The 16,757-nt window shown below is 47.3% G+C and carries 18 protein-coding genes; 15 read left to right on the top strand and 3 right to left on the bottom strand.

What is annotated here, in order from left to right:
• Nucleotides 1-83: 83 nt before the first annotated feature.
• The 8 genes from QP794_RS17675 (at nt 84) to QP794_RS17640 (ending at nt 7,338) form a co-directional block, all read left to right on the top strand.
• On the top strand, nt 84-1,085 hold the full coding sequence (locus tag QP794_RS17675) for an ABC transporter substrate-binding protein (RefSeq protein ID WP_285078278.1): 1,002 nt from the start codon (nt 84-86) through the stop codon (nt 1,083-1,085).
• Nucleotides 1,086-1,109: 24 nt separating this feature from the next.
• Nucleotides 1,110-2,117 (top strand): FecCD family ABC transporter permease, encoded by a 1,008-nt coding sequence (locus QP794_RS17670; RefSeq protein ID WP_285078277.1) that lies wholly within the window; start codon nt 1,110-1,112, stop codon nt 2,115-2,117.
• A complete protein-coding gene (locus QP794_RS17665; protein WP_053781462.1) occupies nt 2,110-3,132 on the top strand; it encodes a FecCD family ABC transporter permease in 1,023 nt (340 codons plus the stop codon). The genes QP794_RS17670 and QP794_RS17665 overlap by 8 nt, the downstream gene beginning before the upstream one ends.
• Nucleotides 3,133-3,169: 37 nt before the next feature.
• Nucleotides 3,170-3,904 carry an alpha/beta hydrolase gene (locus QP794_RS17660; protein WP_285078276.1) on the top strand — a complete coding sequence of 245 codons (735 nt, stop codon included), beginning with the start codon at nt 3,170-3,172 and terminating at the stop codon, nt 3,902-3,904.
• 104 nt (nt 3,905-4,008) lie between these two features.
• Entirely contained in the window at nt 4,009-4,764 is a 756-nt protein-coding gene (locus QP794_RS17655) for an exodeoxyribonuclease III (RefSeq protein WP_285078275.1), read from the top strand.
• A 271-nt stretch (nt 4,765-5,035) separates the two neighbouring features.
• Complete coding sequence (locus tag QP794_RS17650) at nt 5,036-6,019, top strand: alpha/beta fold hydrolase (RefSeq protein WP_285078274.1); 984 nt, start codon at nt 5,036-5,038, stop codon at nt 6,017-6,019.
• Between the two features lie 50 nt (nt 6,020-6,069).
• Nucleotides 6,070-6,216: a hypothetical protein gene (locus QP794_RS17645; protein ID WP_179282948.1), complete on the top strand. Its 147-nt coding sequence runs from the start codon at nt 6,070-6,072 to the stop codon at nt 6,214-6,216.
• A 144-nt stretch (nt 6,217-6,360) separates the two neighbouring features.
• Nucleotides 6,361-7,338 carry a diaminopimelate dehydrogenase gene (locus tag QP794_RS17640; protein ID WP_483311921.1) on the top strand — a complete coding sequence of 326 codons (978 nt, stop codon included), beginning with the start codon at nt 6,361-6,363 and terminating at the stop codon, nt 7,336-7,338.
• Nucleotides 7,339-7,527: 189 nt separating this feature from the next.
• On the opposite strand, the gene QP794_RS17635 is transcribed toward QP794_RS17640, so the two are convergent.
• Both QP794_RS17635 and gdhA read right to left on the bottom strand, forming a co-directional pair.
• Nucleotides 7,528-8,382, bottom strand: coding sequence for a pentapeptide repeat-containing protein (locus QP794_RS17635; protein ID WP_285078272.1), 855 nt, complete (start codon nt 8,380-8,382; stop codon nt 7,528-7,530).
• Nucleotides 8,383-8,605: 223 nt separating this feature from the next.
• Nucleotides 8,606-9,982, bottom strand: a complete 1,377-nt coding sequence (gdhA, locus tag QP794_RS17630; protein WP_285078271.1) for an NADP-specific glutamate dehydrogenase — start codon at nt 9,980-9,982, stop codon at nt 8,606-8,608.
• A gap of 388 nt (nt 9,983-10,370) precedes the next feature.
• Between gdhA and QP794_RS17625 the strand changes: the two genes are divergently transcribed.
• The 5 genes from QP794_RS17625 to QP794_RS17605 all read left to right on the top strand — a co-directional run bounded on the left by QP794_RS17625 (nt 10,371) and on the right by QP794_RS17605 (nt 13,823).
• The gene (locus tag QP794_RS17625) at nt 10,371-10,844 is read left to right on the top strand and encodes a GreA/GreB family elongation factor (RefSeq protein WP_285078270.1); all 474 of its coding nucleotides are present in this window, start codon (nt 10,371-10,373) and stop codon (nt 10,842-10,844) included.
• The gene (locus tag QP794_RS17620) at nt 10,834-11,340 is read left to right on the top strand and encodes a cation:proton antiporter regulatory subunit (protein WP_285078269.1); all 507 of its coding nucleotides are present in this window, start codon (nt 10,834-10,836) and stop codon (nt 11,338-11,340) included. The genes QP794_RS17625 and QP794_RS17620 overlap by 11 nt, the downstream gene beginning before the upstream one ends.
• Nucleotides 11,341-11,343: 3 nt before the next feature.
• Nucleotides 11,344-12,549, top strand: coding sequence for a cation:proton antiporter (locus tag QP794_RS17615; protein WP_285078268.1), 1,206 nt, complete (start codon nt 11,344-11,346; stop codon nt 12,547-12,549).
• Nucleotides 12,550-12,867: 318 nt separating this feature from the next.
• Nucleotides 12,868-13,419, top strand: coding sequence for an alpha/beta hydrolase (locus QP794_RS17610; protein WP_285078267.1), 552 nt, complete (start codon nt 12,868-12,870; stop codon nt 13,417-13,419).
• A complete protein-coding gene (locus QP794_RS17605) occupies nt 13,416-13,823 on the top strand; it encodes an alpha/beta hydrolase (protein WP_285078266.1) in 408 nt (135 codons plus the stop codon). The genes QP794_RS17610 and QP794_RS17605 overlap by 4 nt, the downstream gene beginning before the upstream one ends.
• On the opposite strand, the gene QP794_RS17600 is transcribed toward QP794_RS17605, so the two are convergent.
• Complete coding sequence (locus QP794_RS17600) at nt 13,818-14,696, bottom strand: PhzF family phenazine biosynthesis protein (RefSeq protein ID WP_285078265.1); 879 nt, start codon at nt 14,694-14,696, stop codon at nt 13,818-13,820. The genes QP794_RS17605 and QP794_RS17600 overlap by 6 nt on opposite strands.
• 181 nt (nt 14,697-14,877) lie before the next feature.
• On the opposite strand from QP794_RS17600, the gene QP794_RS17595 reads away from it, so the two are divergent.
• Both QP794_RS17595 and QP794_RS17590 read left to right on the top strand, forming a co-directional pair.
• Nucleotides 14,878-15,804, top strand: a complete 927-nt coding sequence (locus QP794_RS17595; RefSeq protein ID WP_285078264.1) for an NADP-dependent oxidoreductase — start codon at nt 14,878-14,880, stop codon at nt 15,802-15,804.
• A 301-nt stretch (nt 15,805-16,105) separates the two neighbouring features.
• Nucleotides 16,106-16,657 (top strand): GNAT family N-acetyltransferase, encoded by a 552-nt coding sequence (locus QP794_RS17590; RefSeq protein WP_285078263.1) that lies wholly within the window; start codon nt 16,106-16,108, stop codon nt 16,655-16,657.
• The last annotated feature ends 100 nt before the right edge of the window (nt 16,658-16,757 follow it).

Raw genomic sequence — 16,757 nt, 5'->3', positions numbered from 1 at the left:
TGTCGTTCATTCTTGTTTATCATTCAATAATGATTATTATTCTCAATTAGAATAATCGAACTATTGAAGGGGGATCACCAGAGATGAAAAAGAAATTGGGGTTATGGTTGACAATGATATGTATGCTCGCTGTATTGGGAGCGTGCGGCAATAAAGAGGACACGTCAGGAAATGTGGAGAATTCGGCTTCGACCGGAAGCACGGCGACGACCAATCAAGGGGATACAGCTGAGGCAGCTGAAGGCACACGAACCATTCAATACCTTGATAAAGAATACACAGTTCCAACAGAGGTTAAACGTATTGTTATTACAGGTTCCATGGAAGCGATGGAGGATGCATTGGTTCTGGACGTACACCCGGTAGGGGCGATTACTTTTGGCGGTGAATTCCCGGAGATGTACACTTCTATCACCGATCAGGCTGAGTCCATTGGGCAGAAAATTGAGCCTAACTTTGAGACCATTCTGTCCCTGAAACCGGATATTATCCTGGGTTCCACCAAGTTCAAGCCTGAAGTGGCCGAGCAGTTAAGCAAAATCGCACCATTTATCCAGGTGTCTCATATCGCTACGGATTGGGAGGCCAACCTGAATCTGCTGGCTGAGCTGACAGGTAAGCAGGAACAGGCCAAACAGGAGATTGAACAGTATAAGGCCGCTCTGACCACTGCCCAAGCTGAACTGGGAGACAAACTGGAAAACAAAAAAGTACTGGCCGTACGTATTCGTAACGGACAAATGTATGTGTATCCAGAGTCTGTATTTGTGAATCCGATTCTGTACGGAGATCTTGGATTCCAGGCTCCGGCCGAGATCCAGGCAGCAAAAGCACAGGAAGCACTTTCGGTGGAGAAGTTTGCAGAGATGAACCCGGATTATGTGTTTGTACAATTTGAAACAACTGAGAACTCCGACACCCCGAATGCTCTGACGGACCTGCAGAACAACCCGATTATCCAGAAGACAACTGCGCTGAAGGAAAATCACGCTTTTGTGAATGTCATTGATCCATTGGCTGAGGGTGGCCCGGCATGGAGCCGTATTGAATTCCTGAAGGCAGCCGTTGAGCAATTATCCAAATAATTAGAGCAAGGCGTGTATACACCTATGCAAAAGAGAAGATTGAATCCGGTGGTGCTGTTCGCAGCAGCACCTCTGTTCATTGCTGTAACTATTCTGGCTTCCGTCATGTACGGAGCCAAGAGCATTGACGTTTCGACCATCACGGCAGCCATTTTTCATTTTGATACAGACAGCATCGATCATCAGATCATCGTGTCATCCCGGCTCCCGCGTGTTATTGGCGCTCTGTTGATCGGGGCTTTTCTGGCGGTGTCAGGTGCGCTCATGCAGGGGATGACAAGAAATTATCTTGCATCCCCTTCCATTATGGGGGTATCCGATGGGTCGGTAGTGGTCATCACCTTATGTATGGTATTTATGCCGAATACCTCATCGCTTGGTCTTATATTTTACTCTTTGGCGGGATCTGCACTTGGAGCAGGGCTGGTATTTTTCATCGCCTGGTTATTGCCGGGTGGCATGTCGCCTGTTCGGCTTGCCATTCTGGGGACAATTATCGGTACATTCCTTGGCGGTGTATCTCAGGCCGTGGCTACCTATTATCAGGTGTCCCAAACGATCAGTTTCTGGTATAACGCCAGATTGCATCAGATGGACCCGGGCATGATCAAGCTGATTATTCCATTTGCTGTGGTGGGCTTGGCGCTGGCAATCATCCTTTCGAAGTCCATTACCATTCTGTCGATGGGTGATGATGTCGCAACAAGCCTGGGGCAGCGAACGGGATGGGTTAAGGCCTTATCCATTTTGAGCGTGGTCATCCTGACGGGAATATCCGTGGCTCTGGCAGGCAAAATCGCTTTTGTCGGTTTGTTGGTTCCGCATATTGCACGATTCCTCTTCGGGGTGGATTACCGCTGGATTATTCCGTGTTCCGCTCTGCTGGGCGGGTTCTTTTTGGCCTGGTGTGACATCCTGAGCCGTTTCATTAACTCTCCGTTTGAAACGCCAATCGGAGTGGTCACCGCCTTGTTCGGCGTTCCTTTCTTCCTTTATCTGATCAAAACCAAAGGAGGGGGAAAACATGCCTGAACCTAAGCGGGGAAGATTATGGGCGGTTTTTTTCATAAGTGCAGTAATCATCGCAACAGCCGTTTATATCAGTCTGACCAACGGTGCCTTTGATATATCCGTGATGGATGTCGTCAAAACGTTATTGCGGCTGGACCCTGTCCATGAGCATGATCTGGTCATTTTTGATTTCAGGCTGCCGCGTATTGTCATTGCACTACTTCTTGGTCTGGGACTCGGGATCGCCGGAGCTGTGATTCAGGGCATTGCGCGCAATCCGCTGGCGGATCCCGGCATGCTTGGCATTAATGCAGGTGCGGGAACGGCCATGGTGCTGTTTATGCTTCTGTTTCAGGGGTCCATAACAGGTACAGGATGGTTATCCATTATGGCGATGCCGCTGTTTGGCCTGGTGGGTGGATTAACCGCAGTCGTTCTCATTTTGTGGTTTGCACAGGAGCGCGGGCAATTGGATTCCCAGAGGCTCATTCTGGTGGGGATTGCCATTGGCTCGGGATTTAGTGCAATTACGCTCTATCTTTCCCTGAAGATGAACCCCTCCGATTTTGAGATGGCAACGGTATGGCTGACAGGCAGCATCTATAATGCCAACTGGCGATATATATCAGCAATGATTCCATGGCTGGTCCTGCTGATTCCGTTGCTGTGGGCTAAATCCCGTGTACTGGATGTAATGCAACTGCAAGAGGCCAGCAGCATGGGACTCGGTGTGGATGTTCATCGGGAGAGAAAAATATTGTTGCTGGGCAGTGTTGGGCTCGTCAGTGCCTGTGTTGCCGTGTCCGGAAGTATCGGATTTGTTGGGTTAATTGCACCTCATATTGCACGGCGGCTGGTAGGGCTTCACCATAAACGGGTCATTCCGGTATCCGGCTTGGTGGGCATGGCGATGGTTGTTGTAGGGGATTTGATTGGCAAAACGGTATTTGCCCCCGCAGAGCTGCCTGTGGGCATCGTCATCTCCATCATTGGCGTTCCTTATTTCATCTTTTTGCTGCTCAAAAACCGGATGTAACAAGTCAGATCTGAAACAGGAGGGAAGGGTTCCATACATGAATAAATGGGTACAGGAGTCCGTTAATGGCTGGACGCTCCATCTGCTGCTTCCGCCATCTTACACAGAGGGAGATCGTCATTACCCGGTCGTTTATATTCAGGATGGAGGTGCGGTAGCCAAAGCCTGCAGCAATCTGCTGGATCATTCCTTTCGCTCCGGCAAACTGCCTGAATTGATTTTGGTCGGTATTGAACCTCACAATCGCAACGATGATTATACACCATGGCCTGTATCAGCGCTGAATGCATCCTTTTCGGCTTTTGGCGGTCAGGGAGGCATGTATTTGAAGGCGATCACTGAGCAGCTGAAACCATATGTGGACTCGTCTTACCGTACTCTTGCAGATGCAGAGAATACAGGTATACTCGGCTGTTCGCTCGGCGGGCTAATTTCTCTGTTTGCGGCGATGGAGTTCCCTCATGTCTTTGGGAAGGTGGGGGCGTTATCGGCCTCTATGTGGTATGAAGGCTTCCTCGATTATATGAGTGATTATTCCTGGGCTGAACGCCGCAGGTTGAAGCTGTACATGTATGTGGGTAGCCTGGAAGGTGTGTACAAAAAGAATACCCAAGCCATGATGCTGGAAAATACACGTTCAGCGTGTCGCATGATTCTGGCCCAGGGCTATCCTGCCGAACGGCTGAATTACGTGGAGGAAGAGGGCGGGACACATGATCTTTTGTTTTTTGCCAAGCATCTCCCCGAAGCGTTATCCTGGCTGTATCAGTGAGCGTATGGCTTAGAAAGCCCCAATCTGTTTGCATATCGTCACACCTCAGCTTGTCCTTCCGAATTGGCCCATGCTATATTGGGGAGATGTGAGGAGATGAGGATATGAAGCTGGTGTCCTGGAATGTGAATGGATTGCGGGCATGTGTTACGAAAGGATTCATGGATTATTATCACGAGACCCAGGCCGATATTTTCTGTGTGCAGGAGACCAAGCTGCAGGCAGGACAGATCGAGATGGATCTGGGAGAAGACGTATATCAATACTGGAATTATGCTGTTAAAAAAGGATACTCCGGCACAGCCGTATTTACCCGGATCAAGCCTTTATCTGTCTGGTACGGGATAGAGGAAGACAGCGAACCGGAAGGCCGGATGATTACGCTGGAGTTTGATCATTTTTATCTAATCAACGTATATACTCCCAATGCCAAGCGGGATCTGACTAGGCTTCCTTACCGTCTGGAATGGGAGGATCGGTTCAGGGGCTATATCCTGCAATTGGAGCAGACCAAGCCGGTTATCGTATGTGGCGACCTGAATGTAGCCCATCAGGAGATCGACCTGAAGAATCCGAAGCCCAATCTGGGCAACTCGGGATTCACGCTGGAAGAGCGAGGCAAGATGACCGATCTGCTGGCTGCCGGATATGTGGATAGCTTTCGCCATCTGTACCCGGATCGCACGGATGTGTATAGTTGGTGGTCTTATATGCCCAAGGTAAGAGAGCGTAATGTTGGATGGCGCATTGATTACTTCCTTGTATCCAATCAACTGGCTCCGACGGTGTCGGATGCGCATATTGACTGTCATGTCATGGGCAGTGACCATTGTCCGGTGGGACTTACGTTGCAACTGTAGATTGCAGCGGGGTATTTGCCTTTTTACAAAATGAATATCATCAAAACCGCAGGTTTCCGTTATCGGAGATTTGCGGTTACTTTACGTTGTCTGGACGGTTGTCTTCCCTTTGGTACAGGTCTCAATGGTATTTTTCATGCTAGGGGTGGAGGAACAGAACTAGACTTAGGTTGGGGAAAGAACTGGACCCGGGATTGTTCCGTTTCCGCTCGTACTTGGGTAGGATTGAAGAATACATATAGAAGATGATGCGGGTAAGGGGTAGAGAGTGATGAATAAGGGGTTACGGAGAGGATTAAAGGGGCTGGGAGGCCTGATGCTGGCAACGGGACTTCTGCTGCTGGCAGGTACCGCATACGAGGCGTATCAGTCGACACAAGATATGAAATCTTATACTGCACCGGGCAAGATGTATGAGGTGAGCGGACGTAATATGCATCTCTATACTACGGGAAGAGGAAATGCGACAGTCGTTCTCGCTTCAGGCTGGGGGACGCCGAATCCGTATGTTGATTTCAGCCCACTGTATAACAAGTTGAAATCCCAGGTGAAAATTGCGGTGTATGATCGGTTCGGTTACGGGTATAGCGATTATACGGATCGGCCACGTGATATCGATACCATAACGGAGGAAATCCATCAATTGTTGCGAGTATCCGGCCAACGTCCGCCATATATCATGGTAGGTCATTCTCTCGGATCGCTGGAGACCGTGCGATTTGCACAGATGTATCCTGATGAGGTAGCTGGCATGGTCATGATTGATGGAGGGAGTCCCGAATATTACAGCACTGTGGCTATGGAGCCACCGGATTGGTATTTCGATTCAGCCCGTTTTCTGGTGAAAACAGGAATTGCGCGTACATTGCTGCATTCGGATCGGATAACGGAATCTTTGGTCGTTAACCCGGATATCGTTACGGAGTCAATGAGAAAGGCAGCCACCATTTCCACCCTCAAGCATGCTTACAATGACAACGTGATTGGAGAGTTGCGCAATTCCAAGATGAACGCAGCCCATATTCTGGAGCAAAAAAAGGAATTCTCCTTCCCGCTGACCATTCTGACAGCCGGTTCAGAGAAACCAAGCGAAGGCAGCCGGGCATGGCAGGCAGATCAAGCCGATTTTGCTACATGGTCCAGTCAAGGAACACAGATCACTGTGGCACACGCCAAACACGATATTCATAACAGTCAGCCGGATATTGTCGCCAATGAAATTTTGGAGTTGGTGAAGCGGTCCGGTGAACTATGAAGAACATGATCCAGCCAAAATATAGCAAACAGGATGAGGAGGCAGGATGGATGAAAAAGCTCAGAACCGCATCAAGATTTCTTTCCATACTCCTGGCAAGTTGTCTGTTGTCTCTAACAGTGTTGTCCGTTTCCGTCTTGTTTGCTACCTCTTCCGTGGATGCCATACCTTTTATCCATTCGGTTGGACATGATTAGAATAAAAGGAATATATCAAGCCTTGCTGCTCTGCATGCAAGGTATTTTTATTTCAAACTGGAAACCTGACAATTTACATGTTATGTTATATCATTATACTAGATAAAGTAGGCAACTATAGATGAAGACAGGAGAGGATTGAACATGGTCAAAGTTGGTATCGTAGGTTACGGAAATCTGGGCAAAGGTGTAGAGAAAGCGATTACTCAAAACCCGGATATGGAGCTTGTTGCTGTATTTACACGTCGTAACCCGGAGCAAATGGTTGCAGAAGGTACAGAGGTTCGTTTCGAGCATATCTCTGCTGCTGAGCAATACATAGGCAAAATTGATGTGATGATTCTGTGTGGGGGTTCGGCGACTGATCTTCCGGAGCAAACACCTGCAATTGCAAAATGGTTCAATACGGTGGATAGCTTCGATACACATGCCAAAATCCCTGAATTCTATAAAGAAGTTAACGCTGCGGCAGAGCAAGGTGGCCACGTAAGCGTCATTTCCACAGGTTGGGACCCGGGCTTGTTCTCCATGAACCGACTGCTTGCCCAATCGATCCTGCCAGAAGGTAAAGAGTACACGTTCTGGGGTAAAGGGGTCAGCCAAGGTCACTCGGATGCCATCCGTCGTGTTCCAGGCGTTAAGGCTGGTGTACAGTACACTGTACCTGTTGAAGAAGTAATCAACAGCATTCGTGCAGGGGAGACACCAGAATTGACCACACGTGAGAAGCATCTGCGTCAATGTTATGTGGTGGCAGAAGCTGGTGCGAACCAAGACGAGATTCGTGAAACGATTGTATCCATGCCGAACTATTTCTCCGACTACGATACAACGGTAACGTTCATTACGGAAGAGCAATTGAAGGCTGAGCATGAAGGCATGCCACACGGTGGGTTTGTCATTCGCAGTGGAGTTACAGGTGCAGGCCAGAAACAAATTATTGAGTTTGGTCTGAAGCTCGACAGCAATCCTGAATTTACTGCTAGTGTACTGGTAGCTTACGCAAGAGCCGCGCAGCGTTTGAGTGTGGAAGGACATAAAGGGGCCAAGACGGTATTTGATATTCCACTCGGACACCTGTCTCCTAAATCGGCTGAGGACCTGCGTCGCGACTTGCTGTAGTCCGTTAATTCATTACCGCAGTTATAAGGCTTGATTATTCATATCTAAAATGTGATACAACACAAACAGCTCGTCCTTCTAAACAGTGGGACGAGCTGTTTGTTGTATAGACGGAATTAGTGCATATTTAATGCATATACATGGGCCATTCATATTCACTCTTACTCATTCATACGGGGATAGTTTTCCCTACAGCCAGTGTTCAGGAATGTTTAAATGACCTGACAACTTGGTAGCAGCGCTGCCTTTTGCCGAGTTGAGCTGGGATTGTGTCAGAAAGATGCTGCCTCTCAGATCCGCCCCACTCAGATCCGCATCCCGCAAATCGGCGCCGATCAGATCGGTGCTTCTCATATCTGCGTTTTGTAGGTTTGCCGCAATCATTAAGGCACCTCTGAAGCTCGCTCCCCGAAGGTCGGCCCCTTTTAGATTGGCACCCAGAAAATCTCTTCCGGTACGCTTTTTGGACTTCGAGGTGGATGGGGCCTTATCTGAAACCTTGGCTTTCGCTCGCACCATTTCGCTTGCCTGTACAAGCAGTTCGTTCACCACCGCCCGATGTGCGGGAATATCCAGATGTAATATGGCGGATGGCTCCAGATCGGTTAGTCGTTCCGTTTCCCGGTATACGTTCTGCAAAGCCAAATGGATGGATGATGTTTCCGGCAGCTGCAGCATTTCATTAACATAGCTCAACATCTCATGAAGCTGCTTCATGACAGGTAAACAATCGAACATCTCAGCAGCAGATTCGGGATGATCACGCCAATCCTTACCTCCATATGTAACTTGTGATAGTTTCTGTCCTGCCCCAAAACAGTCGTATACCGTGCATCCCTTAAAGCCCTTCTGTCGCAGCTGTGTATGGATGCCACAGCGGTTATCGGTACGGAGATTGGGACAGGGGGTGCCACTGGATTTATCAAAAGCAAAGTCAGATGACTTGCCATACGGCAAGGCGACACAGCATAGACCAAAACATTGCTCGCAGTCTGCACTTAAATGAAGGGCAGCCTGGTTGCTGCTGAATGCTTGGTTAGACATTTTTGCACACTTCCTTTAATTAAAAAACTTGCTATTTTAAGGTCATTACAACTTTACCATCACACTGGAATTCGATCAATTCCTATACTAATGTGCCGGGAACAACTCATTGGGTCGAAATGATCATAAAGCTAAATTGAATCCATAGATAATAGGAATATAAATAAACCGCCTCCCCTGATGGAAGGCGGTTAAATTTAGTTAGTTAGCAACTGTAACACAATTAGACGATACCTTGCGCGAGCATGGCATCTGCCACCTTCAGGAAGCCAGCGATGTTCGCTCCGGCAAGCAGGTTACCTGCACAGCCATACTCATCCGCTGCCTGAACACAGCTGGTGTAGATGTTAGACATAATGTCATGCAATTTGGCGTCCACTTCTTCAAATGACCAGGACAACCGCATGCTGTTCTGCGACATTTCAAGTGCGGACACGGCAACTCCGCCAGCATTAGCCGCCTTGGCTGGTCCAAACAGAACGCCTTCTTTGTGGAACACATCAATCGCCGCCAAAGTGGAAGGCATATTCGCTCCTTCACCGATCGCTTTAACTCCGCCTTGCACGAGCAATGCAGCAGCCTGTTTGTCGATTTCGTTTTGCGTTGCACAAGGCAGCGCGATATCACAAGGGATAGACCAGATGCCTTCACAGCCTTCGGTATACACGGCATGTGGATGCTCTTTGACATATTCGCTGATCCGCAGACGATCAACCTCTTTTAATCTTTTTACGGTATCCAGATTGATTCCTTGAGCATCATAAATGTAACCACCGGAGTCACTACACGCCACAACATTGGCTCCAAGCTCCTGAGCCTTCTGAATGGCATAGATGGATACATTACCCGAACCGGAGACAACCACCGTGCTGTCCTTGAAGCTCAGTCCTTTGGATGCCAGCATTTCCTTCACAAAGTACACGCATCCGAATCCGGTTGCTTCCTTACGTGCAAGACTTCCTCCGTATAGGAGCCCTTTACCTGTGAGTACGCCAGCTTCGTGTCCACCGCTGATACGTTTGTACTGTCCGAACATGTAACCGATTTCCCGTGCACCTACACCGATGTCGCCGGCAGGTACGTCCGCATCGGAACCGATATATTTGTACAGCTCGGTCATGAAGCTTTGAGTGAAACGCATGACTTCCAGATCTGATTTTCCTTTTGGATCGAAGTCGGAACCACCTTTACCACCGCCGATTGGCAGGCCAGTCAGGGCATTTTTGAAAATCTGCTCGAACCCAAGGAACTTAACAATTCCCGAGTAAACGGAAGGATGGAAGCGAAGTCCGCCTTTGTACGGACCGATTGCGCTGTTGAATTGAACACGGAATCCACGGTTTACTTGTACCTTACCTTGATCATCTACCCAAGGCACGCGGAACGTAATAACACGTTCTGGCTCAACAAGCTGTTCAAGCAAGCCATTCTCCCGATATTTCGGGTGAGCTGCAATGACAGGAATAAGCGAGTCCAGAATCTCTTTGACAGCCTGATGGAATTCACTTTCCTGTGGATTTCTGGCGATAACCGATTCGTAAACGGAATGAACATAATCTGCGGCAGATACTTGAGTTGAATCTTTAGTTATAGTCGACACTTTTTCAATGCACTCCTTTATTGTGTTAAAGTCTTGGGATGGCTATTTGTATAAATTGCATAAAAGTTTGTAGTTAAATATACAGGAAACAAAATAAAAATACGAGATGAAAATCCATAAAATGTTTTTTATGACGTTATTAAAATCTTCTATGGATCTGTCATAAGATGTAAAGGTTAAGTTTGGAAGCCGGGTAGGCTGCCCTTTTTTTGTTATACAACGTAAAGTTAACGGAATAGCTGGATTAAAAAATTAGTTTTGGTAAGATGGTAGTAAGACCGCGGGATCCGTGGTTTTTTTATCTATATGAAGGAGGAGAACAACATGATGAAGAAAAACATGCGAATCAACATGGAGAACAGGGCTTGTATAGGAGGTGAGATCTATTATGAACCATAGGTCCTCCTTTCAAAACTGCAGAGAAATGCTGGTGAACCAGCTCATTATATTCGGTGAAGAGAAAAGAACATTTCTCGACGCCTATTTTGACGTACGTGATCCGGAACGCTCACAGATGGAACGGCTGCTCGTGAATTATACGACGTGTGTGGAGAAGCTGCTTCTCGGTTCGGATGAAGCTCTGGACTCGGTGGTACTCATCGGTAGCTTGATCCGGTTTGAATACGCTGATTTTCACACATCGGATTCATTCACCATTGGTATGCCGGATGACGCGGACCCGGATGCGGGGCGTATTTCCTTCCTCTCCCCTGTGGGCCGGCAATTACTGCTTGGACTTAAGGGAGAAGTGAGGTCGATTAATATACCAGCTGGCTCCATGCGGGTACGTATTACGGATATTACGTTGAACAATGAATCCTTGAACCGGATGTCTACTGGGGGTGCAGATCATGCACTTTAAAGAAACGGATTTGCCGGGAATTGGACGCAAATACTGGCTGCACACACGCAGCGGTGAGCATTTGGTCATCGTCATCCATAATGATGAGCGACGTGACCTGTTTCACATGGAGTCAGGTGATTCGCCTGAAGAACTGGGAGACATGGTGTCACTGGTCACACTGGATGATGATGAGGCACGTGCGGTAGCGGCTATTGTTGGCGGCATGACGTACAAACCAACGTTTCAGGATGAGCGTGAAGTGATGCTGGAGGGGCTGTTAATTGAATGGCTCCGTATTGAACCGCATTCAGAGAGCATAGGAAGAACGATCGGAGAACTGAATATTCGCCAGACAACAGGTGCGGTTATTCTGGCTGTAGTGGAGAAGAACAGGACGAAGCAGTTTAATCCGGGTCCGGAATATACCTTTACTGCGGGGGCTACGGTTGTTGTGGCTGGGGAACGCGATCAGATCAAACTGTTAAAACGGTTGTTTTCCAATGGACGGCTCTAGCCTATGGATATGCTCATATTCGAAGTGGGAATTGCCGTTGCGCTGATTACACTTACGGGGCTAATATCTGCACGATTACGATTTTCAGTTATACCTTTCTATATCCTGATTGGCATGGCTGTTGGACCGCATGCACCACAGATCGGCATTGTGGATTTGCGTTTTATCGAAAGCTCGTCATTTATTGAATTTATGGGCAGGCTGGGCATTCTGTTTTTACTTTTTTATCTGGGGCTTGAATTCTCGGTATCCCGTCTGCTGAAATCAGGCAAGGCTATTCTGACCGGAGGCATGTTCTACGTTGGACTAAATTTTGCTTCCGGACTTCTACTGGGCTGGTTTATGGAGCTGCCACTCAAGGAGACGTTGGTAGTCTGTGGCATTATGACGAGTTCTTCCACAGCTATTGTGGCTAAAGTACTCGTAGATTTGAAGCGCACGGCGAACCCCGAGACGGAGATTATTATGGGTATGATCATGTTTGATGATCTGTTCATCGCCATTCATATCTCGATCCTGACGGGACTTGTACTGAGTGGGGCTACCTCATTCCTCAGCGTCTTTCTTGTATCCCTGTCTGCGCTGCTATTCATTGTACTATTTCTGATTATCGGCAGGAAATGCATCAAGTATATCGATAAAGCACTCAACATCAAATCATCGGAGTTATTTCTGCTCACGGTTATGACGCTGCTCTTTCTGGTGGCGGGTTTCTCGGAAACGCTGCATGTAGCCGAGGCGATTGGGGCTTTGATGATGGGGCTGGTTCTGGGGGAATCGAGACATGCCAGCCGAATTGAGCATCAGATTTTGCCGTTCAAAGATTTCTTTGGTGCCATTTTCTTTTTCAGCTTTGGTCTGACCATTGAACCTTCATCCCTCGGGGGTGCCGTTGGCATGACCGTGATTGCCGTTATTCTGACCATTGCCAGCAACTATGGTGCGGGCATGATCGCTGGAAGACTCTCCGGGATGTCTACACGCGCCTCTCTTAATGTGGGATTCACACTGGTGTCCCGTGGAGAGTTCTCCATCATTATGGCGAACATCGGCAAGGCCGGAGGTCTGATGGCATCCATTCAGTCTTTTGCCGTGTTATATGTGTTGATTCTGGCAGTCCTTGGCCCGATTCTGACCAAAGAATCACCCTGGATTTACAGTCAATATGCTCGCTTAAGGAAAAGAATGAAACGAAAGGAGACGGGATGAATTGTGCATCTGTTTGCCACGTCTTTACAGCGTAGGTTCGTACACAGATGCAAACACGTATTGAATCCTAATCCACTGATAAACCGTACACGCTACACTGCTTGGAGTAAATTCTCTCCTTGGTGTGGCGTTTATTGTATCGGGGAATGTACCATCCCTTTATTGACAGATGTATGAAGGCTGTTATACAAAGAAGTATACTTATGGACGTATGTTTTAATGAAGGTCGTGCAATGCACGGCCTTTTTTTTGGATATATAGGATCACGCTAATGCAATCTGAATGGGACTGATCTATGACAAGAGGAGAATGTACCGCATGGATAATCTGCCTTCATATCATTCAACATATCATTATTGGAAACAGTATCAAGCCTTCTTTCCGGAAGAATTCAGGCTAGGAGATCATGCGAATCCTGAAGAGGAGTGGTGGGAATCGAACGGGGTTCATCTGCACATCGATCGTCTTCCCGTGCCCGAGTCGCCGATCAAAATTCTGTTCATTCACGGAGCCGGAGGCAATGGCAGGTTGCTCGCTCCTTATGCCCGAATGCTGCAGCTCCAAGGCTATGAGGTAGTATCGCCAGATCTTCCACCGTATGGGTTAAGCTATGCGTCGTCTGGGACACGTCTCAATTATGACCTGTGGATCAAGCTGCTTGTTTCACTCGCTGATCGTGAATATAAGAAAGACGGCAAGCCGATCGTGGCGTTGGGAAGCAGCATCGGGGGTATGCTGGCGTATCACACGAGTGCACGCAGTGAGTACGTACAAGGCTTGATCGTAACAACATTTGTGGACACGAGTGATGCTGATATGCGTGACCAGCTTGCGCCAAACCGTGTGTTAGCCGATGGGGCAAACGCATGATGGACCAGTTCCCCGGCCTGCTTGATCGTATCCGCATCTCCGTCAAACAGGTATCGCGAATGCAACTGATTACCAATAATTCGGATTTAACCCGACTTATTATGAATGATCCACAAGCGGCAGCGACGCGTGTCCCATTGGAACTGTTAAGAACATTCCTGAATAAGAAGCCGGAGGTAGACCCGGAACAGTTTGATCAATGTCCTGTCCTGCTGGTTCACCCCGAACTGGACCCGATGACACCATTACGGTTCAGCCAATCTTTTTTTGATCGATTGAAAGTGGAGAAGGAATGTGTAGTGTTGGAAGGAGCGGGCCACTTCCCTATAGAACAGCCAGGGCTGAATCAATTGGAGGAAGCGGTGTTACGATTTTTACATAAGATTCAAGCAAAACATTCATGAAAGTTGGATTCGAATGTTCTCTATATGCACCGCGACTCCGCCCACTTGAATTTCTGTAATTTCATTGGAAATGTCCAGCGTTAATTTGGCTCGGATCTTCGAGGGACGGTTCATGGTGTATCCTTGTCTAATCGTATAGATTGTATCGTTGGGATCTGAAAGCTGGTTGTATTTATGTAAATAACAGAGTAAAGCACCGTTAGATGTACCTGTTGCGCTCTCTTCCGGAATATCGTAAAGGGGAGCAAAATTCCGGCATTCTGCCAGAGCGACCTCTGCATTTGGTTCGAGTGCAAACACGTGATAACCTACGACATGGTTAGCTTTGCTAATTTCAGCGATAAGCTGAAAGTCAGGAATGATTTTTGGCAGAACATCAACATGTTTAACCGCAATCAAGATATCTCGTAATCCGGTAGACACGATCTGCACAGGTAATTCGGCGTGCAAATCTTCTGTAGGAATACCCAGAGAATCCGCAATGGTTTGTCGTTCAACAATCTCTCCAAACTCTGGTAGCGCCTGAGACAGATAGACTTCACCATTATTCTGGACAACCACTTCGAGTATTCCGGCCAGTGTCTCCAGTGTGTACACACCTACCTCAACGATATGCTGTGCTTTCATTAAATAAAATAAAGCAATCGTTGCATGCCCGCATAGATTAACTTCATCACTAGGGGTGAAGTAACGAACTTTAAAATCAGCCTGATCCGATGGCATAACAAATGCCGTCTCTGAAAATCCAACTTGTCTGGCAATCTCCTGCATCTGGGATTCGGATAAGTGTCCTGCTTGTAAAACAACTCCTGCAGGGTTTCCGCCTAGAGGTTTATCGGAAAATGCATGTAACGTACTTACTTCAATGTCCACAATGCTACCTCGCTTGTTCGGTTATTTAGGTTCAACAGTTCTACATTATATCATGGTTCGTGATCAGGATTGTGACCCCAAACCTGCTGCGAATTCGTGAATATAGGTCAAGTGCACGATCGGGAAGGGTAATGAAGAAGGAGAGCATAACGATAATCCTATGGAAAGGCTGGTATCTCTAATGAAAGCAATTGTAATTGAAGAGTTCGGTGGAGCAGAACAATTGAAGGAAAAGGAAATGACCAAGCCGACATGTGGAGTGAATCAGGTGCTGATCCGCATTCATGCTACTTCTGTGAACCCGGTGGATTTTAAAATCAGACAAGGTCATATGAAAGAGGCTGCGGATTCTTTCCCACTCATATTGGGCGGGGATGTCGCCGGTACGGTAGAAGAAGCGGGTTCCAATGTGGCGAGGTTCAGAGCGGGAGATCGTGTATTTGCCCGTCCTCGTCATTTCGGAACCTATGCAGAATATGTGGCCGTGGATGCGGACATCATTGCCCGTATTCCAGAGAAACTGAGCTTCGAGGAAGCAGCTGCTATACCATTAGCTGCCATGACGGCCTGGCAGGCACTTGTTGACCATGGACGGCTTGCCAAAGGACAGAAGGTTCTCATTCACGCGGGAGCAGGTGGTGTAGGAACCTATGCCATTCAGATCGCCAAATATCTTGGCGCTGAAGTGGCTTCCACCGCAAGTGAATCGAATGAGGAATTGCTCCGTTCGCTGGGTGTGGATCATTTTATCAATTATAAAAAAGAAGACTTCTCGGAGATTCTCTCCGGTTATGATGTCGTGCTGGACACGATGGGTGGCGACATTCAACGTGATAGCTTCAAGGTATTAAAGCCCGGTGCACGTCTGGTATCGCTTGTGGAACAACCGGATGAAACGCTGGCTAAGGAAGCAGGTGTAACCGCCAACGTGTTCATGATGGAACCCAAAGGAGACCAACTCGATCAGTTGGCTGAGCTCGCTGCTGAGGGCAAGCTGAGACCCATTATTGATGAGACATACCCCTTGAGTGAACAAGGTCTGCGTGAAGCACACGAAAAAAGCGAAACCCATCATACACGCGGGAAACTGGTCATTCGAGTAGAATAGATGAGGATTACCGTTGAATGTTTAAGTTAGCTTTTTGTTCTGATGTACACCTCCTAAAATTGACAATGGACATACCTATATGGGGAACCGGTGAGATTTTAGGAGGTGTATTTTTTATGCGTAAAGAGAGCACACGAATAATATAATTTGAAAGAATGGAATATTACGGTATATACTTGATGTAAGTGTTGAAAGGAATGAGAACGATGTAGTCTATGGAGACTTAGATCCCAAGGCCAGATCTCCGCCTTAATTCAGATATGAGTGAGGTAGGAGTAAATAAACCTTAGGAGGATCTATAATGAAAAATAATATTTGGACAGGTCATAAAGTTAGATTACGTGCAATTCTCCCAACTGATTGGGATAAGTTCAACAATAATGATTCTGATTCTGACTGTGCTAGACTTTGCGATGTAATAAATTTCCCAAGATCGGAAGAGGGTACCAAGGCTTGGGCTGAATTCCAGGCATCTCGTGGTTCTGATGGGGATAAAATTATGCTCGCGGTCGAGACTATAGATGGAGTATTAGTAGGAAGTATAAGTTCGAATAACTGTGATACCCGAAATGGAACTTTTACGTACGGTGTTGCTATCTTCAGAGAATTCTGGCGCAATGGTTATGCTTCAGAAGCTGTAAAAATATTGTTGCGATATTACTTTGAGGAGTTACGCTATCAGAAAGTTACCGCACATGTTTATGCTTTTAATGAAGGTTCACTAGAACTTCATGAGCGTCTTGGATTTGTCCAAGAAGGGAAACTCAGAAATATGGTATTCACTAATGGACAGCATTACGATGAATATCTCTATGGTTTGACTAAAAGTGAATACTCGAAAATGAAGATATGAGAGTAGGCTACCCTAGTGGTAGCCTTTTTTCAAATAACGGGAAACGATAAATTAAATCTGAGGCGGATGTAGGCTGAATGATTTCTTCAGTTAGTGCCCC

Origin of the sequence: Paenibacillus sp. UMB7766-LJ446 (assembly GCF_030226665.1) — a bacterium.
GTDB classification, from domain to species: Bacteria; Bacillota; Bacilli; order Paenibacillales; family Paenibacillaceae; genus Paenibacillus; species Paenibacillus vandeheii.
This window is presented reverse-complemented; position numbering and strand designations above follow the sequence as displayed.